This window comes from Arthrobacter sp. 'calajunan', from assembly GCF_046940185.1.
Lineage (GTDB): Bacteria > Actinomycetota > Actinomycetes > Actinomycetales > Micrococcaceae > Glutamicibacter > Glutamicibacter soli.
The window spans coordinates 135,125-152,604 of record NZ_JBKZDY010000009.1 but is presented as its reverse complement, the minus strand read 5'-3'; the positions used below and the strand labels follow the sequence as shown (position 1 = coordinate 152,604).

Below are 17,480 nucleotides of genomic sequence, written 5' to 3'. Positions count from 1 at the left end.
CAGCTCATTTCTAGCTCAAGGGTTAACCCAGGGAGCTTTAGCTGAACACCCTTACCACCGAAAAATTCGGCTTCGACTAGATGTTGGCTCCGTGGAACTTGTTCACCACTGTAAGCCAGTTCACACCATGGCCGTCAAGTCGTGTTCCAAAAAAACTTGGATAAGTCAGACTTTAGGGTTTTTTCCGCACCATGGATAAGTTTTTTTGCCCGGGACTATTGCCATCAGTGCAGTGAGACCCCCATACTAGTTTCGTAAAGCAAAATAAAACTTCCATAATTCGGAAGTTGAACCATCTGAAGGAGGGTCGCAATGACCGCTATCAATCCAGCCAACTTCAACTGCTCACCGGAGGGACAGCGTCTGGTCGCGGCCACCGAGGCACTGCGGACAGGGCTCTTTCAACCGATCGAGAACCTGGACCCCGACATCGCTCCGCGCATCCGCATCACCCCGCAGGCGCCGAGCATCTGGACCAAGCTCTTCGGCCGGTAACCAGCACTGCACCTAGGTGCACCCACAAACTGCGTAGAGACCATTCTCCTGAGGCGTCGGGCATGGTCTCTGCGTTATTTAACGGGAAGTCACCGCCCGTTCTTGGCCACGCTCAAGAGAATGCTCGATTCCTCCAGCGCGGTGACCTGGATGCGGCCGTCGGGAAGGACCAGCAGGTCCTGGCTGCGCCCTTCCCACTGCTCGCCGCCCGAGCTGATGCGGATCCTTCCGGAAATCACCAGAATGGTGGCCTCGCCCGGGTTTTCATGCTCCTGCAGCTCGGTGCCCCGCGCCAGAGCCATCACCGTTTGCCGCATGACGTGCTCGTGCCCGCCGAAGACCGTGCGCGCCGCACGACCGTTGCTGGCGTTCACTGCTTCGCGCAATTCAGTGCGCGCAATGGCCGCAAGTGAAAATTTCTTCATGTCATCCCCATTCCGCAGGCGATACTGCCGTCAATGCCCCGAGCAGGTCAGACTCCGCCCGGCACCTTGGCTTACAGCATGTCCTGCAGTTCGGTGCCGGTCAAGGAATTCACGCCGATCCACCCTCCGGGCACCGAGACATATCGCACCCGAGGGCGCCTAGGAATGGGCCAGCAGCTGCAACGCGATGACCACGACGCCGACCAGGACGAGCACGAGCATCAGCCACAGGGTGCGCCAGAAGCCGAGCTTGCTCCGGCGCAAAGAGAGCCAGGCAAAGAATGCCAACGCCGCCACGAGCATCCACTGCCCCCAGATCAGCGCCGTGGACGTGGAGAAGACCCCGAGCGCGCTGAGACCCAACGGGATCAGCGGACCGACAATGGCTCCACCAGCTCCCCACGCGACTTCCAGCTGGTGGCGCAGCTCTGCGCGTGTGGGCAGCGACGCGTGGACCGTCGAGTGGGAAATCAGGTCGGCAACCAGTCCTGCCATCAGGATCGCGGCCACGGTCACCAGCAGGCTCACGGCCGATGCCCCGGGTTTCGGGTCATGGCTGTGCAGGTTCATGGCCAGCAGCACCGCGAGCGCGGTGAAGGTCACGTAGACGCGCTCCTTCAGCCTGCTGGTCATCGCTTCGGGATTTTCCGTTGCTTTTCATGGTGTCCTTCGATACGTCGGTTGATCTGCGGATTGTCCTCGGCTTCTATCCGCGGGATGGCCCGCCGAAATCGAGGAACTCGGATTTCGCGGTGCTCGGGGCGGCGACCATGCCCACGATGGAGTCGACCAGGAAGTAGCCGAGCTCCTCCCAGGTCGCCGCATGCTCCCCCTCGGACACCTGGCGCTCGAACTCCGCGCTGATCCCGAGCACCATATAGCCGAGGATTCCCGCGCGGGCTCGGAGCACCGAAGCGGGAATGCCGCGCAGTTCGTGGCGCGTCCTGCCCACCAGATCGGCCTGCAGCTCATCACCACGGAGCATTTCTGCGCCGATTCCGGACAGGCCCGGGTAGCCGCGCACCTGATAGAGGAACTGCGCCCGGCAGAATGGCTCGGGTTGGGCGGCCAGGTAGTAGATCCACGGCAGCACCCGATGGGTTACCACTTCGCGCAGGCCGCCGTCGAGGTCCTCGCTGACCGGCAGGGCCTCCCGGAATTCCGAAACTTCGGTGATGGCGCGGCGGATCAGCGCATTGAGCAGGTCGTCGCGGGTCCCGAAATGGTACTTGATCGCCGAATGGTTCGCCGTGCCGGCATGTTCGGTGATCTTCCGGTTCGAGACGCCATCGATTCCATGGATGGCGAAGAGTTCTTCCGCCGCATCCATCAGCGCCTCCCGCGCCTTGTCGCTATGCCTGCTCATGCCCGTACGACCCTTCCTCCGTGCCGCTTGCTTCGGTCGCCAAGTCTATCCTCATGACCTTCACAGGTAATTTTACGCCATGTGGCGTAAATTAGTTGATAGACTGCAACGAAGGCATTTTTCGAATGCAGTTTAAACAGATCAATATCGAGGAGCACGACAGCTTGAGCAACCACACCACCGGCCCCGGACACCAGGCTCCGCCCCGGCGGAAGTCCAGGACGGAGGGGGAACCCCTCGATCCGCAGGCACTCGCGGCCAAACGCGCCAAGGCGGAGAAGATCGGGCGCACCGCGGCAGTTTTCATCATGCCGCTGCTGATCGTCGGCATGATGATCTGGGGTTACCTCGGTGCCATGCACCACCAGGAGGCCCGGGACATGCCGGTGGCCATCGCAGCAACCAGCACCGCTCAGGCCGAGGACTTCGCCGCCGCGCTGGAGCAGGCCAACGCCGAGGCAGTGGAAATCAGCATTGTCGACTCCCAGCGCGAGGCCCGCGACGAGGTCTACAACCGCGACGCCAGCGCCGCGGTCTTCCTGGACGGGAAGAACGCCACCTTCTACACCGCCGGCGGCGCCGGCGTATCAGCCGCCTCCTCCATCAAGGCAGTGATCACCCCGGTGATGCTCGAGCAGGACCTAAAGATCTCGGCCGAGGATGTCGCCCCGCTTCCGGAGAACGACCCGAGCGGCATGGGCGCGATGTTCCTGGCCACCGCGATGGTCACCGCCGGCTACATGCCGTGGTCGATGGCCTTCTCAAACTCCCCCGAGCTGCTGCGCCGCCGCCGCGCCTTGCCGCTGCTGGCGGGCTGGTCCCTGCTGATGTCCGCGCTGGGCGCGCTGATCGCCGGACCGATCCTGGGTGTGCTTGACGGCGCGCAGAGCGTGCAGGTCATGGGTGCGCTTGCGCTCGGCGTATTCGCCGTGGGCGCCGGTCAGCTGCTGCTGACCCGCCTGTTCGGCGCGATGGCGGTGATTCCGGGGATGTTCCTGTTCATGGTGCTCGGCCAGCCGGCCTCCAACCTGGGCATGTCCATCCACGTGCTGCCCGAGTTCTACACCTTCCTGCACCAGTTCCTGCCGATGCCCGCCCTCGGCGAGGCCCTGCGCTCGGTGATGTACTTCAACGGCGACGGGGCGGCAATCCACCTGCTGATCCTGACCATCGGCGCCGTAGCCGCGCTGCTGCTGACCCAGGTGATCGACAACGCCCGCACCGCCAAGGGCAAGAGCACCATTCCCAGCGAGATCAACGTGGCAGGCCTGCACGGCGGCCCGCGCCCGAAGAGCAATGCCTGGCGCTACATCACCCTGGGCGCCATCCCGCTGGGCATGGTCGGCGTCATGTTGACCTTCATGCTCGGCGCCATGCAGTCCCCGACCGTGCGCGACATGCCGGTGGCCGTGGTGGGTTCCACCATCGAGCAGGCCGAGCAGACCGCCGCGGGGCTGGAAGGCGACATGGAGGGCATGTTCGACTTCACCGTGCTGGATGACCCCGAAGAGGCCAAGTCCCTGATCTCCCAGCAGGACCTGGCCGGCGCATTTGTGCTGCCCACCGCGGAGAACCCGCAGGCCGTGCTGTACACGGCCCAGGCCTCGGGCAACTCCAACGTCCAGGTGCTGAGCACCGTCTTCGGCCAAGTGGCCGGCGCGCAGCAGCTGCCGCTTGACCACCAGGAACTGGCTCCGCTGCCCGAGGGTGACAATGTCGGCATGACCGCCATGTACCTTGGCATGGGCTGGATCATGGCGGGCTTCATGGTGATCATCGTCGGCGACACCGCCGCCCCGCACGCCCGCCGGCTGAAGAACCTGCTGCCGCTGCTGGCAGGCTACTCGGTCTTCATGTCCGCCGTGCTCTACCTGATTGCCGGCCCGTTCACCGGTGCGGTCCACGGGCACTTCTGGGCCCTGCTGGGCACCGGAGCACTGGCCATCTTCTCGGTGGCGCTGTTCAGCACGATCTTCAGCCGCCTGATGGGCATGCTCGCCATGCTGCCGATCCTGGCAGTGGTGATGTTCCTGGGTGTTCCTGCCTCCAATGCGTCGCTGTCGATCTACATGGTGCCGCAGGCCTTCGGATGGCTGCATGACATCCTGCCGATGCCTGCCGCCACAGAATCCATCCGCTCGATCCTCTACTTCGATTCGGTCGGCGTCGGTTCCCACCTGATCACCCTAGCCCTGTGGGGCCTGATCAGCCTGGCCGTGGTCATGGTCCTGGACCAGATCAAGCCGGTTCGCGGCCACATGCATCCGGTGCCTGAGGAGGTGCTGGCCGAGCTCAGGGGCCAGACTCCGGCGGACAAGGCCGCCCTGGCCACCGAATCCGCCAATGAGATCGATGATGAGGCCAGCCACCTGGCCGATGACGAGCTCGAGAAGGACGCGCTGGGCGTCTAGCCGCCTCAACGCCAGCCGTGCCCCGGGGACTTCCCCCGGGGCACGGCCGTCTAACCGGACGGGCGAAACATCCCGGGCGTTTCTGGGAGCTGGCCGCCGCGGTTCCTAGGATGGGAGCAGACGCCTCACCAATGACCCGCTGAATCTTCCAAGGAGAATTGATGACCTCGGCACCTGAGAACCCGTCGGCCGCCCGCACCATCGTGATTACCGGCGCCGGATCCGGCATCGGCAAGGCCACCGCGCAGCTGCTGCTGGCCCGCGGATGGAATGTGGTGCTCGCCGGGCGCACCGAAGCGACGCTGGCCCAAGCCTCCGACGGCCATGACAAGGCCCTGGTGGTTCCCGCCGATGTCACGGACCCGGATGCCGTCGATGCGCTCTTCACCCGGGCGGCGCAGCGCTTCGGCCGGGTGGACGTGCTGTTCAACAACGCCGGGGTCTTCGGCCCCGCGGTGCCCATCGACGAGCTGTCCCCTCAGGCATGGGAGGAGGTCTGCAGCATCAACCTCACCGGCGCGATGAATGCGGCGAGGGCCGCCTTCGCGCACTTCAAGCTGCACGGCGGCGGACGCATCATCAACAACGGCTCGATCTCCGCGCAGGTTCCGCGGGTGAATTCGGTCGCCTACTCGGTGACCAAGCACGCGATCGCGGGCCTCACGAAATCTCTGGAACTCGACGGGCGCCCGTACCGCATCCGGGCAACCCAGCTGGACATCGGGAATACCGCCAGCGACCTGCTTGATGATTTCGGGGCGACGCAGGGGGCATTGCAGCCCAGTGGCCAACGCCTGGTTGAACCGACCTTTCCGCTGGCCGAAGCGGCGGATGCAGTGGCCTACATCGCGGGCATTCCGCTGGGAACCTCGATCAACCAGTTCACCATCACCGCCGGCGGCATGCCGTACATCGGGCGGGGCTAGCGCCACGGCCTGCCTGGTCCGATCCGGCGCGGCCTAGAAGAACTCGGACAGCAGGTTCTCGAGCTTGGAGAACGCGGAATTCCAGGCCTTGGTGCTGGATTCGATGACCTCGTAGGGCAGCGGGCTCTGCGTCAGCGTGATGCTTGTTTTCCCGGCGAATTCCTGGAAGTCGACACGGGTGGTGATCACCAGTTCAAGTGTCATTTCATGCGGCCCGTCGTCGCTGACTAGGCAGGTGTACTCGTCAAAGGCGGTGATGACCGCCTTCAGCGGGACCTTGGCTTCCGGGTTGTCGACCTGGACCATGGTCAATTCATGGCGGCCGCCGACCATGGGCTCGAAGACAATCGAGTCCTCTTCGATGGCCCAGCCGTGCGGGCCCCACCACTGGGAGATGATTTCCGGTTCCACGAATGCCGCCCAGACCGCGGTGCGCGGTGCGGAAAATTGGCGGGACATAACCAGTTCAGTCATCGAATCCATGCCTAGTAGATTATCGCGTCCGGGCCGCCCGGGTCGATGTGAGATCTACTGCTGCGGACGGCGGCGCGGTTCCATGCGGCTGGCGGTATAAACGGTCAACTCGTCAGCCTGGGTGCCGGCCGCCTCATGGGCTTTGAGCACCTTGTAGGCGCGGTCCCACTTGTGGCGTTCGCGGGGGCTGTCCTTGAGGTTGCGCTCCGCCGGGCCGAAGATGCTCAGGCCGAGGTACTTCAGGCGCCACAGTGCCCGATAACCCAGCCCCAGGCCAGTGGTGTCTTCGATGATGGGCAGCGGTGACTCATCCATGATGGTCTTTCCTCTTCGGTGTTATCGGACATGCAGTCGGCATCCCCTGGTAACCCCAAGTCTACGATATTAGTTGGTGCACCAACTAATTAATGATTCAACCCTTCGGCGCGGCCGAACCGGCGGCAATCATCCGGTCCAGGATCGTGCGGAGCTCCACCGCGTCCTCCAGGCTCAGGTTCAGGCGCTTCATCATTTCCTTCGGCACCTTCACGGCCTCGGTGCGCAGCGCCGCCCCCTGCTCGGTGGTGGTGATGACAATGGCCCGCTCATCCTGCGGATTGCGGGTCTTGACGATCAGGCCGGCTGTTTCCAGGCGCTTGAGCAGCGGGGAAAGCGTTCCCGGATCCAGGTGCAGCTGGTCGCTCAGTTCACGCGCGCTCATCGGCGCGAATTCCCAGAGCGCCAGCATGACCAGATACTGCGGATGCGTCAGCCCCATGGGGTCGAGAACCGGCTTGTAGGCCGAGATCACCGTACGTGAGGCTACCGCCAATCCGAAGCACACCTGCTTCTCCAGCTGCAGCAGTTCTTCGTCTTGCAGATTCATGCTCTCCACGGCCCCTACTTCTTCTCGTCGCAATGCTGTCCTCCTATTGATCGTACGCTGTTGCCGGACTTTGGCGGCCGAGGGCTTTCCTCGCCGGCGACCGGCTTCATCCGCCACGCCGCCGCGGAATAGGTAGCGAAACCCGGTTGCACTGCATAGCCTTGTGCCTATGAGCAACCTTGAGCAGGCGCCGGCAGAAATCGACTGCTGTGCGGGTCAATCCCCCTCCGAAATTGAGATCCTCGAACCGCGCGAGGTCCCCTTGGGCGGATTGAGGGCCATGACCGTTTTCCGCACGCTCCCCCAGAAGCAGCGCAGCCTCATCGGCGCCTGGTGCTTCCTCGACCACTACGGCCCCGACGACATCACGATCACCGGAGGCATGAACGTCCCGCGCCATCCGCACACCGGGTTGCAAACCGTCTCCTGGCTGTTCACCGGGGCCATCAACCACCTTGACTCTGCAGGCTTCGCGGCCACCGTCCGCCCGGGCGAAGTGAACCTGATGACCGCAGGTCACGGCATCAGCCATTCGGAGATCCTCACCGAGGGCACCACGATCCTGCATGGCGCCCAGCTGTGGACCGCGCTGCCAGACGGCGCGCGCGACATGGAGCCGACCTTCGAGAACTACCGCCCGGAGCCGATGCACGGCGATGGCTGGTCGCTGTCGGTCTTCCTGGGCAGTCTCGCCGTCGGATCGCAGAGCTCGACCTCGCCGGTCAAGACCCACACGGAGCTGTCAGGCGCGGAGCTGCGCCTTGCACCGGGCGCCGAGATCGAGATCGTGGTTCCGAAGCATCACGAACACGGCGTGCTGCTGGATTCCGGAAGCCTGGAAGTCAACGGGCACCAGCTGGAGGCTCGCGAATTGGGCTACGTTCGGGCCGGCGGCAGGTGCCTGCGCCTCAAGGCCGGGAATGAACCAGTCCTCGCCCTGGTTATCGGTGGTGAACCGCTGAATGAAGACATCTTGATGTGGTGGAATTTCGTGGGACGGTCCCACGAGGAGGTCCTGGCCTTCCGCGCCCAGTGGCAGGCGGAAATCGGCGCCGAACCCGGCGATGCCAGCGAAGACCGCTTCGGGCCGTTCCCTCCGAACACCCCCGCGGCGCTGCCGGCGCCAGCGCTGCCGACCGTCAAGTTGCGCCCGCGCGTCAACCCGTCCTAGTACATCTGCAAAGGAAACATGAACATGAGTGAGATCAAGCCGGTATTCCTCTCCGAGCGCCAGCGCTTCTCCCTGGACGACAACGGCAAGCGCATCGGCGCGGCCCACTACCGCGACTACGACGGCACCGACGGCGTGGAGCGCATTTTCTTCCACACCACCGTGGACGAGGAGTACGGCGGACAGGGCTTGGCCAGCGTCATGGTGAAGTTCGCGCTGGACAACACCATCTCCAGCGGCGCGAAGATCGTGGCAGTCTGCCCGTACGTCAAGGGATATGTCGCGAAGCATCCGGAATACCAGGCGCATCTGGTGCAGCCGACCCCGAGCCACTTGGAAATCCTTCCGCGCAGCTGAACCGGGGATTTCAGGGTTTCATCTCCAGGCCGCGCGCGGCCAGCTCCTCGCGGAGAATGCGAATGGCTTTCGGTCCGATGCCGTGCAGCGCGAGCAGCGCTGCGGCGCCGGCCTGCCCCGCCTGCTCGAGGCTGGTGATGCCGGCCTGCTCGAAAGCCCTGGCGGCGGGCTTGCTGGTCTTCGGAAGCTGCGTATCCATGCCCCCAGCGTAGTCAAGCCGCTGGCCGGGCAACAGGCTTGGTGCGCGGCGAAACGATGATGAGGACCAGCGCCAGGGCCAGGCAGAAGCTGAACACCGAGATGAAGCCCCACCCTGCGGCCACCGTGGCGAAAATGACGCCGCCCAGCGCCGTGGCGCCGGCGGTGCCCAGCGAATCGGCCAGCGTCATGGCCGAGGAGTTGAATCCCTGTTCATGCTCGGCCGAGAGCTTGAGCATATTCACGTTCTGGCGCGGGTAGATCATCCCCATGCCGAAGCCGCCCACGGCCCAGCCGCAGATCAGCACCGCCACCGGCGGGTGGTACACCGCGGTGAGCAGCGCCGTGGAGATCGCGACCGTGCTGGCCAGGGCTCCGAGGGTGATGCTGTGCGAATTCGAGAGCTTGTCGCCCAGCTTGCCCTGCAGCCACGAACCCACCGACCAGCTCAGCGCCGAAGCGGTCAGCACCAGTCCGGCCCGGTCCGGGCTCAGCTGGTAGTCCTCGCGCAACAGGTAGGGCAGGTACACCTCGACACCGAAGAACGCGCCGGCGACCAGCGTGCGTGTGCTCATGGTGGCGGGCAGCCCGCGGCGCACGCTGAAGGTACCCTTGGGCAACAGCGGGCGGATGGTCAGCAGCGCCAGCAGCAAGGCCGCGAGCAGGGCTGGCAGCGACCAGGCGCCGCCGCTGTTGCCCAGCAGGTTCATCGCGATGACAGCCGCTCCGGCCAACCCGGCCAGCAGCAGGCGTTTCCAGGAGACCGGGCCCAGCTCGGAGTGGGACTCCCGAGGCAGCCGGTCCAGCGCCGGGATGATGGCGCAGAAGGCGAGGGCAACCAGCCCCATGACACCCAGGAACACCCAGCGCCAGCCGATGAACGTCGCAATCAGCCCGGCCAGCCAGGGGCCGATCAGCGCGGGCAACACCCAGGCGGTGGCGAAGAGCGCGAAGATCTTCGCATGCAGGCTGCCGGGGTACGCGCGCGCGATGAGCACGTAGATCGCCACGGTGATCGCGCCGCCGCCGATGCCCTGGAGGATGCGCCCTGAAATCAGGATCTCCATGCTGCCCGCGGTGCCGCACACCAGAAGGCCCGCCAGGAATACCGCCACCGAGGCGAACAGCGGAATCTTCGGCCCCCAGCGGTCGGTGATTTCGCCGGCCGCCACCATGCCCAGCATGCCGCTGGCCATGGGCGCAGCGAAGGACAGGGCGAACAGCCGCTTCCCGTCCAGCACCTCGCTGACCAGCGGCATCACCGTGGTCACCGCCATGGCCTCGAACGCGACCAGGAACACCAGGATGAACATGCCCAGAGTCGTGGACAGGTACTGCGGCGCGTAGATGGTCTCGACGCCGGGCGCACCGGTACGAGAGCTTTTGTTCTGGGGCATGGAATCATTCTCGCAGAACCGCGGCGGCTTCAGTCCACCCGTGGGATCGGCGGCTATCCGCCCAGTGCGTGCAGCGAAAAGGCGCTGAGGAATCCGGCGGTGACCAGCAGCCCGGTGTAGTCGTGGTCCACCGCGTAGGCCTCGGGAATCATGGTGTCGGCGATCATCGTGAGGATGCCTCCCGCGGCCACGGCGGTGGTGAAGGCCAGCACCTCGGCAGGCATGCCCTCCAAGGCAATCGCCCCGATGAAGGCGGCCAGACCGCTGGCCAGCACGATCGAGCCCCACAGGGCGAAGATAGACCGGCTACTGCGCCCGGAGGCCTTCATATCCGCCGAACTAGCCAGCCCCTCGGGAATGTTGGAGACGAAAATGGCGATCAGCATGGTCGGATTCACGCTGGCTCCCGCGACAAGCCCCAGGCCCAGCGCCACGGATTCCGGGATGCCGTCGATCAGCGCGCCGACGGCGATGGCTGATCCGGAGGAGGATCCGGAGCTGCCTGCCTGGGTGCGGCTTCTCTTGCGGCTGCGCCTGGCCAGCAGCGCGTTGGCGCCGAAGTAGAGCAGGGCGCCGGCAGCGACCCCGGCGGCCGTGGCCGCCAGCCCGCCCATGGTGAAGGCCTCCAGCACCAACTCGAAGCTCAGCGCGCTGACCAGCACGCCGGCGCCGAACGCCATGACGGCGCAGACCCAGACCCGGGGAATTCGCAGCCACCAGGCCGCTACGGCCCCGATCAGCAGCGCTGATCCGGCCACGGTTCCCCAGAGCAACGCTTGAAGGGAGACGAACATGACACCCACTATAGTTGGCGGTCAGCCAACCCAGTAGGTGCCCTGGAAATGCCGGCCGGGGCTACCCTTCCGAGGACATGTTGCTGAAGCGCGAGTAATGTCCCTGGAATGCCACGGTGATGGTCTTGGTGGGACCTGCACGGTGCTTCGCGATGATCACGTCGGCTTCGCCCGGACGGTTCTCCTTGTCGTACACATCGTCGCGGTGCAGCAGGATGACCATGTCGGCGTCCTGCTCGATCGAGCCCGATTCGCGAAGGTCCGAGACCATGGGCCGCTTATCGGTACGCTGCTCGGAACCACGGTTCAGCTGCGACAGCGCAATCAGCGGCACGTCGAGCTCCTTGGCCAGCAGCTTGAGGTTACGCGAGAACTCGGAGACTTCCTGCTGGCGCGATTCCACACGCTTGCCCGAACTCATCAGCTGCAGATAGTCGAGGATGATCATGCGCAACTCGTTGCGCTGCTTCAGGCGTCGGCACTTGGCGCGGATTTCCATCATGGACATGTTCGGCGAATCGTCGATGAACAGCGGGGCCTCGTTCAGCCGGCCCATGGTGGTCGCGATCTTGGTCCACTGCGCGTCCTCCACCGAGCCCTTGCGCAGGTCCTGCAGCTGGATGGATGCTTCCGCCGAGAGCAGGCGCATTGCGATCTCGTTGCGGCCCATTTCCAGGGAGAAGAACACGGTGGCCATGTTGTGCTTGATGGCCGCGGAACGGGCGAAGTCCAGCGCGAACGTCGACTTGCCCACGGCGGGGCGGGCCGCGATGATGATCATCTGGCCGCCCTTCAGGCCCTGGGTCAGCTCGTCGAACTCGTAGAAGCCGGTGGGCACGCCGGTGATGCCGTCGCCGGCGTTGGCGGCGTTCTCGATCTCGTCGACGGTACCCTCGATGATTTCGGACAGCCGCACGTAGTCTTCGCTGCCGCGGTTCTCGGAGACCTTGTAGACCTCGGCCTGCGCCTCGTTGACGATGGCATCCACCTCGCCGTCGGGCGAGTAGCCCATCTGGACGATACGGGTTCCGGCGTCCACCAGGCGGCGCAGCACGGCGCGTTCGCGCACGATTTCCGCGTAGTAGCCGGCGTTCGCGGCGGTCGGCACCTGCTGGATCAGATTGTGCAGGTAGGCGGCTCCGCCGACGCGAGCGATCTCGTTGCGCTTGGTCAGCAGGTCGGCCACGGTCACGGCATCCGCGGGCTCACCGCGGCCGTACAGGTCAATGACCGCCTCGTAGATTGCTTCATGGGCGGGACGGTAGAAGTCGGTGCCGCGAAGGACTTCGACGACATCGGCAATGGCGTCCTTGGAGAGCATCATGCCGCCAAGAACCGACATCTCGGCTTCGATATCCTGCGGCGGCTTGCGCCCCGCATCCGATGCTCGCTCTTCGTAGATCGGCTCTGCGCTCATTACAGACACTTCCATCCCCTATGTACCCGCCGGGAAACCACTTTTGCCATGTCGGCAACTGTCCATCGTGTCAGCACCAACCGACAGTTGGGCCCGGAGCCCTTGTGGATAGTCTTTCCCAGTGCCAACACTAGGTGGGTTATTAACAGAGGTAAACCCTGATATCCACAGAATATGTGGATAACCTACAACCTCCTGTGGATTCCCCTGTTCACTACATGGGGATAATCCTGTGGATTACCCCACTTAAATGCCGGACATTAGAACTTGACTTGGGTATTTATGTTTTCACAGCTGTGGATAGAGAGTTAATTTTTTCCACTGCACACAAGCTCCGAAAACGTTATCAACAGCCAAAATCCCGGAATCAAGGTGTTTTTCACAAGTTATCAACCCCAATCAACAGGCTATCCACAAAGCTGTGGATAGTGCTGTGGATAGCAGCTCCGTCATAATCGCGTGATGAGCGGTGGAAACCCGCAGGTCGGCGAACTCCAGTCCATGGATACCGGGCATCCGGGCCCGGAGCTGCGCAGTTTGGAATTAAAAACGCTGCGGCGCGAAGGATGATTCTTCGCGCCGCAGCGTCTGGTGATGTCAGTTAAACGAGTTCGGGCACTGGCAGTGAGTGAAATCGCGAATCGTGGAAGATCTGCGGGGAATGGTTGGAGAAGTCATGACCGTGGACCTCCAGGAAGATCACCCAATGGTCGCCGGCTTCCACTTCGTTGTAGATCGAGGTCTCCAGCCAGAGGGTGGATTCCTGGATGAACAGGGCGGCTTGCTCAGTCTCATGGGTATCTACGCCGGCAAAGCGGTCGCCGTGCTTTGAGGCGATCTGCCCGCAAATCCCGTCGTTGCGCTCGCTGAGCACCGAGACGCCGATACGCTCCGCGGCACGCAGCTTGGGCCAGGTGTTGGAGGTTTTCTGCACCGCGAACATGACCAGGGCTGGCTCCAGCGATACTCCGACGGTAAAGGACGACGCGACGAGGCCGGTTTTCTCCCCGTCAATGACGGCGCAGAGTGCGGCGACGCCTGATGGGTGCTGCGCGAAAACCTTGCGCAGGGTCAGCGGGTCAAGATCCTGATTCAAAGACATGGCTCGATTCCTTCGGGTCGTGCCCAACGAGCGGGAACGTCCGGCAACAGCCCGTGGAGTTCACTTCTGCGCGCTGCCAGATGTTTGCACACTCGATGTGCGGTACTTGTGCCACGCGTTCTTGCGTGGGACCGAATCCTCACCTGGAGCACCCCACTACCGTTGAGAGGGTTGCCGGCCAGCAAGCCAGGGCTTATAGCTGACGCTCTTGATTCTGGTTAAAACCATATTGCTCGTTACGCCGCACGGTCAAACATTTCACTTCTCAAATCGCAATATTCAAGAAATTGTTCGACTTCTTCGGTAATTTCCGTGTTTCGATCATCCTTTTATTCGGAAGTTTCAGTCATTTTGCACGCATCTCCAGCCAACTTGTGCGGTTTGATTTCAAAGAATGCAGCGGGCCAAGGCAATCAAGCCGCTGGCTTCGTACATCTGCCATGCCGAGGGCAGGCGTCGCCCAAGCCCCCACAGACTTGCAGAACCCGACTCCCCGGACACCCCCGGGCGGTCCACAGCGATTCTTCCGCCAGAAGTACCGCCGCGCTGGCGGCCAGCCCGCCCGTCACGAAATGACGTTTCGAACGAACTTCACCGGTTCCGCGCCGGCATTCACGTAGGAATAGGACTGCGAACTGGGGTAGGTTGCATGTTCCCCCGCGTTCAGGTCCAGGACCGTCGAGGCGAACTCAATGAGCAGCTTGCCGTGAACTACCAAGATCATTTCCGACCAGCCTTGGGGATCGGGCTGGGCGTCATATCGTTCGCCGGGCGCAAGCACCCACGTCCACAATTGCACCTCTTCGCTGGCGGGGGCCGACCCCAGCAGCATCGCCCGACTCTGCGGACTACTCCCCTTCCACGCCAGTTCATTGATTTCGGAACGGGCCGCAGTAGGCGCGGTCACCAGATCAACGAAGCGAATTCCCAGCGCTTCCGCCAATTGGTCGAGTCCCGCCAGGCTGACATTCGCCTCGCCGGCTTCGAGGTTGATGATCGTGCGTCGACTGACCCCCGAGCGCTGCGCAAGAATTGCCTGGCTCAGTCCCGCGCGTTTTCGGAAGTCGCGGAGATTGGATCCAACGTTGCGGAGAACCGGAGAGTCACTGGAATCTTGCATGTGCACTATTCTGCACTATATGATGTGCAGAATGGTGCACATTTCTGCCATACGGGAAAATATTTCACTCAGCAGGCAAGAAGCCGCCCTCCTTGCCATCACGTCCGTCTGGGGCGGAACTTTCCTGCTGATTCACTTGGCCATGCGCCACAGCGGACCGATGTTCTTTGTCGGCGTCCGATTTGTCATCGCAGGCTTGGTCGCCGCGGCCATTTTCTCGAAGTCGCTCCGCAGGATCACCGGCAGGGAGTTATGGGCCGGAACGGCCATCGGCGTGATGATCTTCCTGGGTTATGGGCTGCAGACCCAAGGGCTTCAAACCATCAATAGCAGCACTTCGGCGTTCCTGACAGCGCTGTACGTGCCGATGGTTCCGCTGTTGCAATGGCTGGTCTTTCGCCAGCGCCCCCACACGATGGTTTTGCTCGGGGCGGGTCTCGCCTTTGTCGGACTACTGCTGCTGGCTGGACCGGGTGCCGTCACCCTGGGCTTGGGCCCTGGAGAGATCGCAACCTTGGCGAGCACCCTGCCTATGGCCGCAGAAATCCTGTTGATTGGCTTCTACGCCGGCAAGGTCAACCTGGGCAGGGTCACCGTAATCCAGCTGCTTGTTGCCGGCGGCCTCGGATTCTCCGCCATGCCGGCAGCCGGTGAATCCGTCCCCGAGTTCTCCTGGCTCTGGGCCGCCCCTGCCATTGGCCTGGGAGCCGCAAGTTTCCTGATCCAGGCGACCATGAACTGGGCGCAGAAGTCCGTCTCCCCCGCCCGGGCCACCATTATCTATGCCGGGGAACCGGTCTGGGCCGGAATCTTCGGCCGCATGGCCGGTGACCGGATGCCTGCCTTGGCCTTGCTCGGCGCGGCGGTCATCGTGGCCGGGACGTTGCTCAGCGAGATCCGACCGAGACCGGAGGACACGACACGGGATCAGGCTCAGGCTCCGAATCAGGACGCCCTGACCGAATAAGCCCGCAGACCTTTGGCACGCAGCCCTCGGCCCGCCCGGTCGCACCATCGAACCGGGCGGGCCGAGGACCCTCCAGACGCATCCCCGCGTCAGAGCCGGTGGAAGCTTTCGGCGAGCGCGTACACAGGAGTGTCCAACCCCTCGTAGCGTGCCTTGAGCTGCAGCCCCAGATACTTGGAGTAGTGCCGGGACTGGTGCAGGTTGCCGCCGTGGAACCACAGGTTCTTGACCCTGGTCGGCTTCCACATGTTGCGCAACTCCCCCTCCCACGGCCCGGGATCCTTGGTGGTGCCCGAGCCTAGGCCCCAGCATTTGCCCACTTCGTCGGCGACTTCCTGGGAGATCAGCTGCGCGGCCCAGCCGTTCATGGAGCCGTAGCCGGTCGCGTAGACCACCGCGTCGGCGGGCAGCTCGGTGCCGTCGGCCAGCACCACTGAATGTTCGGTTAGGTGCGAGACCTCGCCCTTGGCCAGCGCGATGGACCCGTCGGCCACCAGCTCCGAGGCGCCGATGTTGATGTAGTAGCCTGAGCCGCGGCGCAGGTACTTCAGGAACAGCCCCGAGTCGTCGTCGCCGAAGTCCAGGTCGAACCCGGCGTCGGTCAGCGACTGGTAGAACTGCGCGTCGTCCTCCCTGATCTGGGCGAAGGCGGGTTTGTGGAATTCGGGCAGCACCTTGTACGGGATCGAGGCGAAGATCAGGTCCGCGGTATCGGTATCGATCCCGTTGGCCAGCGCCTCCTCCGAGTACAGCGGCCCGAGCACGGTTTTCATCAGCGATTCGGAGCGCACGATGTGCGTGCTGGAACGCTGGACCATCACCGGCTTGGCGCCGTTGTGGACCAGGTCCGCGCAGATGTCGTGAGCGGAGTTGTTCGCGCCGATCACCACGACGTTCTTGCCACGGTAGGACTCGCCGCCCGGGTGGGTCGAGGAGTGGTTCTGCTCCCCGGCGAAGATCTCCTGGCCCGGGTACTGCGGAAGGTTCGGGATGCCTGACATGCCGGTGGCCATGACCAGGTGCGTAGGGCGCAGGGTCAGCGGCTGACCGTCGCGGAGAACCTGGACGATCCAGCCTTCGGACTCGGGGTCCTTGCGCGCGCTGACGGCCTCGGTCAGGGACCAGTAGTCCAGTTCCATGAGCTTGGTATAGCACTCCAGCCAGTCCCCCATCTTGTCCTTCGGCGTGAACACCGGCCAGTGGTCGGGGAACTCGATGTACGGCATATGGTCGTACCAGACCGGGTCGTGCAGGGCCAGGGAGTGGTAGCGCGAACGCCACTGGTCGCCGGGCTTGGGGTGCTTGTCGATGATCAGCGCGGGCACGCCCATGCGCTTGAGCCGTGCTCCCAGGCCGATGCCGCCTTGGCCGCCGCCGATGACCAGCACGTAGGGCTGCTCGGTGACGCCCAGGGACTGCTGCGCCTTCTTTCTCCGGTCAAGCCAGTTCTCCGAGACCATGGCCGCGCCGTGGTCCGCGCCCAGTGTGCGGCGCGGGCCGGAGGGTTCGGGGAAATCGCGCAGGCTCTGAGCGGTGGAAAGCATGGTCCAGCCCAGCGAGTCGCGCAGCCGGAACAGGCCCTTGCCCTGCATCGCGTTGTTCTCGAAGGTGTACCACGCCTCGATGATGCCGTCGGCTTCCGAAGCTCCGGTGACCTGCAGGTTGCGCGGCCAGGCGCCAGAGTCGATGCCCAGCAGCATGGATTGGATGCCGTCGCGCCCCTCGGCGGTGTGCAGATTCCAGGTCAGCGCGGTCAGATCGCGCCAATAGGATTCCTCGCCGAACAACTGCGCCGCGGCGGCGGAATCGTCGGCCTCCAGCGCCTGCTGCAACTTGGACAGCCATGCTTGCGCCTGGACTTCCGGGGAGTTCTCAGCCATCGTCATCACTTCATTTCTTCCTGGAACCATTGGGATGGTGCGGCGCCAGCTGTGCCGCGTGGAATCCAGAATATGAGGTGGATCACAATTCGAAAGGGTTGCAAAAGGTTGCAAC

At 63.7% G+C, this 17,480-nt stretch carries 19 protein-coding genes and 1 riboswitch; of the genes, 6 read left to right on the top strand and 13 right to left on the bottom strand.

What is annotated here, in order from left to right:
- Nucleotides 1-312: 312 nt before the first annotated feature.
- The gene (locus RF641_RS14395; RefSeq protein ID WP_047120513.1) at nucleotides 313-495 is read left to right on the top strand and encodes a hypothetical protein; all 183 of its coding nucleotides are present in this window, start codon (nucleotides 313-315) and stop codon (nucleotides 493-495) included.
- 89 nt (nucleotides 496-584) lie between these two features.
- Here the strand turns inward: RF641_RS14395 and RF641_RS14390 are convergent, their stop codons facing one another.
- From RF641_RS14390 to RF641_RS14380, 3 genes are all read right to left on the bottom strand, one after another.
- Nucleotides 585-920 carry a cupin domain-containing protein gene (locus tag RF641_RS14390; RefSeq protein ID WP_047120514.1) on the bottom strand — a complete coding sequence of 112 codons (336 nt, stop codon included), beginning with the start codon at nucleotides 918-920 and terminating at the stop codon, nucleotides 585-587.
- Between the two features lie 159 nt (nucleotides 921-1,079).
- Nucleotides 1,080-1,553: a hypothetical protein gene (locus RF641_RS14385; RefSeq protein ID WP_120991706.1), complete on the bottom strand. Its 474-nt coding sequence runs from the start codon at nucleotides 1,551-1,553 to the stop codon at nucleotides 1,080-1,082.
- 73 nt (nucleotides 1,554-1,626) lie between these two features.
- The gene (locus RF641_RS14380) at nucleotides 1,627-2,286 is read right to left on the bottom strand and encodes a TetR/AcrR family transcriptional regulator (protein WP_424573450.1); all 660 of its coding nucleotides are present in this window, start codon (nucleotides 2,284-2,286) and stop codon (nucleotides 1,627-1,629) included.
- A gap of 125 nt (nucleotides 2,287-2,411) precedes the next feature.
- Between RF641_RS14380 and RF641_RS14375 the strand changes: the two genes are divergently transcribed.
- Together RF641_RS14375 and RF641_RS14370 are read left to right on the top strand one after the other, a co-directional pair.
- A complete protein-coding gene (locus tag RF641_RS14375) occupies nucleotides 2,412-4,697 on the top strand; it encodes an ABC transporter permease (protein ID WP_424573449.1) in 2,286 nt (761 codons plus the stop codon).
- Nucleotides 4,698-4,858: 161 nt separating this feature from the next.
- On the top strand, nucleotides 4,859-5,623 hold the full coding sequence (locus RF641_RS14370) for an SDR family oxidoreductase (protein ID WP_047120518.1): 765 nt from the start codon (nucleotides 4,859-4,861) through the stop codon (nucleotides 5,621-5,623).
- Nucleotides 5,624-5,656: 33 nt separating this feature from the next.
- Here RF641_RS14370 and RF641_RS14365 read toward each other — a convergent pair whose 3' ends face one another.
- The 3 genes from RF641_RS14365 to RF641_RS14355 all read right to left on the bottom strand — a co-directional run bounded on the left by RF641_RS14365 (nucleotide 5,657) and on the right by RF641_RS14355 (nucleotide 6,962).
- On the bottom strand, nucleotides 5,657-6,106 hold the full coding sequence (locus RF641_RS14365; protein WP_082124029.1) for an SRPBCC family protein: 450 nt from the start codon (nucleotides 6,104-6,106) through the stop codon (nucleotides 5,657-5,659).
- A gap of 45 nt (nucleotides 6,107-6,151) precedes the next feature.
- Nucleotides 6,152-6,412: a hypothetical protein gene (locus tag RF641_RS14360; protein ID WP_047120520.1), complete on the bottom strand. Its 261-nt coding sequence runs from the start codon at nucleotides 6,410-6,412 to the stop codon at nucleotides 6,152-6,154.
- A 97-nt stretch (nucleotides 6,413-6,509) separates the two neighbouring features.
- Complete coding sequence (locus tag RF641_RS14355) at nucleotides 6,510-6,962, bottom strand: MarR family winged helix-turn-helix transcriptional regulator (RefSeq protein WP_047120521.1); 453 nt, start codon at nucleotides 6,960-6,962, stop codon at nucleotides 6,510-6,512.
- A 169-nt stretch (nucleotides 6,963-7,131) separates the two neighbouring features.
- Between RF641_RS14355 and RF641_RS14350 the strand changes: the two genes are divergently transcribed.
- Both RF641_RS14350 and RF641_RS14345 read left to right on the top strand, forming a co-directional pair.
- A complete protein-coding gene (locus tag RF641_RS14350) occupies nucleotides 7,132-8,133 on the top strand; it encodes a pirin family protein (protein ID WP_047120522.1) in 1,002 nt (333 codons plus the stop codon).
- Nucleotides 8,134-8,157: 24 nt separating this feature from the next.
- Nucleotides 8,158-8,490 (top strand): GNAT family N-acetyltransferase, encoded by a 333-nt coding sequence (locus tag RF641_RS14345; protein WP_047121010.1) that lies wholly within the window; start codon nucleotides 8,158-8,160, stop codon nucleotides 8,488-8,490.
- 10 nt (nucleotides 8,491-8,500) lie between these two features.
- Here the strand turns inward: RF641_RS14345 and RF641_RS14340 are convergent, their stop codons facing one another.
- The 6 genes from RF641_RS14340 to RF641_RS14315 all read right to left on the bottom strand — a co-directional run bounded on the left by RF641_RS14340 (nucleotide 8,501) and on the right by RF641_RS14315 (nucleotide 14,518).
- Nucleotides 8,501-8,689: a hypothetical protein gene (locus RF641_RS14340; RefSeq protein ID WP_047120523.1), complete on the bottom strand. Its 189-nt coding sequence runs from the start codon at nucleotides 8,687-8,689 to the stop codon at nucleotides 8,501-8,503.
- A 13-nt stretch (nucleotides 8,690-8,702) separates the two neighbouring features.
- Nucleotides 8,703-10,085 (bottom strand): MFS transporter, encoded by a 1,383-nt coding sequence (locus tag RF641_RS14335; RefSeq protein WP_424573448.1) that lies wholly within the window; start codon nucleotides 10,083-10,085, stop codon nucleotides 8,703-8,705.
- 53 nt (nucleotides 10,086-10,138) lie between these two features.
- Complete coding sequence (locus tag RF641_RS14330) at nucleotides 10,139-10,879, bottom strand: ZIP family metal transporter (protein ID WP_047120524.1); 741 nt, start codon at nucleotides 10,877-10,879, stop codon at nucleotides 10,139-10,141.
- A gap of 61 nt (nucleotides 10,880-10,940) precedes the next feature.
- Complete coding sequence (gene dnaB, locus RF641_RS14325) at nucleotides 10,941-12,296, bottom strand: replicative DNA helicase (protein WP_113607317.1); 1,356 nt, start codon at nucleotides 12,294-12,296, stop codon at nucleotides 10,941-10,943.
- 601 nt (nucleotides 12,297-12,897) lie between these two features.
- On the bottom strand, nucleotides 12,898-13,398 hold the full coding sequence (locus RF641_RS14320) for a flavin reductase family protein (protein WP_047120525.1): 501 nt from the start codon (nucleotides 13,396-13,398) through the stop codon (nucleotides 12,898-12,900).
- A gap of 97 nt (nucleotides 13,399-13,495) precedes the next feature.
- Nucleotides 13,496-13,612: riboswitch (SAM riboswitch) on the bottom strand.
- A gap of 351 nt (nucleotides 13,613-13,963) precedes the next feature.
- Nucleotides 13,964-14,518, bottom strand: coding sequence for a helix-turn-helix domain-containing protein (locus tag RF641_RS14315; protein WP_424573447.1), 555 nt, complete (start codon nucleotides 14,516-14,518; stop codon nucleotides 13,964-13,966).
- Nucleotides 14,519-14,537: 19 nt separating this feature from the next.
- Here RF641_RS14315 and RF641_RS14310 point away from each other — a divergent pair, with 19 nt between their 5' ends.
- Nucleotides 14,538-15,485, top strand: a complete 948-nt coding sequence (locus RF641_RS14310) for a DMT family transporter (RefSeq protein ID WP_424573446.1) — start codon at nucleotides 14,538-14,540, stop codon at nucleotides 15,483-15,485.
- Between the two features lie 89 nt (nucleotides 15,486-15,574).
- Here RF641_RS14310 and RF641_RS14305 read toward each other — a convergent pair whose 3' ends face one another.
- A complete protein-coding gene (locus RF641_RS14305) occupies nucleotides 15,575-17,365 on the bottom strand; it encodes an NAD(P)-binding domain-containing protein (RefSeq protein ID WP_047120527.1) in 1,791 nt (596 codons plus the stop codon).
- Nucleotides 17,366-17,480 lie beyond the last annotated feature (115 nt).

What these genes read in the sequence shown, in the direction of transcription:
- dnaB (WP_113607317.1), bottom strand. Translation starts at nt 12,296, where the DNA reads ATGAGCGCAGAGCCGATCTACGAAGAGCGAGCATCGGATGCGGGGCGC.
- RF641_RS14305 (WP_047120527.1), bottom strand. Translation starts at nt 17,365, where the DNA reads ATGGCTGAGAACTCCCCGGAAGTCCAGGCGCAAGCATGGCTGTCCAAG.
- RF641_RS14385 (WP_120991706.1), bottom strand. Translation starts at nt 1,553, where the DNA reads ATGACCAGCAGGCTGAAGGAGCGCGTCTACGTGACCTTCACCGCGCTC.
- RF641_RS14335 (WP_424573448.1), bottom strand. Translation starts at nt 10,085, where the DNA reads ATGCCCCAGAACAAAAGCTCTCGTACCGGTGCGCCCGGCGTCGAGACC.
- RF641_RS14340 (WP_047120523.1), bottom strand. Translation starts at nt 8,689, where the DNA reads ATGGATACGCAGCTTCCGAAGACCAGCAAGCCCGCCGCCAGGGCTTTC.
- RF641_RS14355 (WP_047120521.1), bottom strand. Translation starts at nt 6,962, where the DNA reads ATGAATCTGCAAGACGAAGAACTGCTGCAGCTGGAGAAGCAGGTGTGC.
- RF641_RS14395 (WP_047120513.1), top strand. Translation starts at nt 313, where the DNA reads ATGACCGCTATCAATCCAGCCAACTTCAACTGCTCACCGGAGGGACAG.
- RF641_RS14390 (WP_047120514.1), bottom strand. Translation starts at nt 920, where the DNA reads ATGAAGAAATTTTCACTTGCGGCCATTGCGCGCACTGAATTGCGCGAA.
- RF641_RS14345 (WP_047121010.1), top strand. Translation starts at nt 8,158, where the DNA reads ATGAGTGAGATCAAGCCGGTATTCCTCTCCGAGCGCCAGCGCTTCTCC.
- RF641_RS14375 (WP_424573449.1), top strand. Translation starts at nt 2,412, where the DNA reads ATGCAGTTTAAACAGATCAATATCGAGGAGCACGACAGCTTGAGCAAC.
- RF641_RS14350 (WP_047120522.1), top strand. Translation starts at nt 7,132, where the DNA reads ATGAGCAACCTTGAGCAGGCGCCGGCAGAAATCGACTGCTGTGCGGGT.
- RF641_RS14330 (WP_047120524.1), bottom strand. Translation starts at nt 10,879, where the DNA reads ATGTTCGTCTCCCTTCAAGCGTTGCTCTGGGGAACCGTGGCCGGATCA.
- RF641_RS14365 (WP_082124029.1), bottom strand. Translation starts at nt 6,106, where the DNA reads ATGGATTCGATGACTGAACTGGTTATGTCCCGCCAATTTTCCGCACCG.
- RF641_RS14370 (WP_047120518.1), top strand. Translation starts at nt 4,859, where the DNA reads ATGACCTCGGCACCTGAGAACCCGTCGGCCGCCCGCACCATCGTGATT.
- RF641_RS14315 (WP_424573447.1), bottom strand. Translation starts at nt 14,518, where the DNA reads ATGCAAGATTCCAGTGACTCTCCGGTTCTCCGCAACGTTGGATCCAAT.
- RF641_RS14310 (WP_424573446.1), top strand. Translation starts at nt 14,538, where the DNA reads ATGATGTGCAGAATGGTGCACATTTCTGCCATACGGGAAAATATTTCA.
- RF641_RS14360 (WP_047120520.1), bottom strand. Translation starts at nt 6,412, where the DNA reads ATGGATGAGTCACCGCTGCCCATCATCGAAGACACCACTGGCCTGGGG.
- RF641_RS14320 (WP_047120525.1), bottom strand. Translation starts at nt 13,398, where the DNA reads ATGTCTTTGAATCAGGATCTTGACCCGCTGACCCTGCGCAAGGTTTTC.
- RF641_RS14380 (WP_424573450.1), bottom strand. Translation starts at nt 2,286, where the DNA reads ATGAGCAGGCATAGCGACAAGGCGCGGGAGGCGCTGATGGATGCGGCG.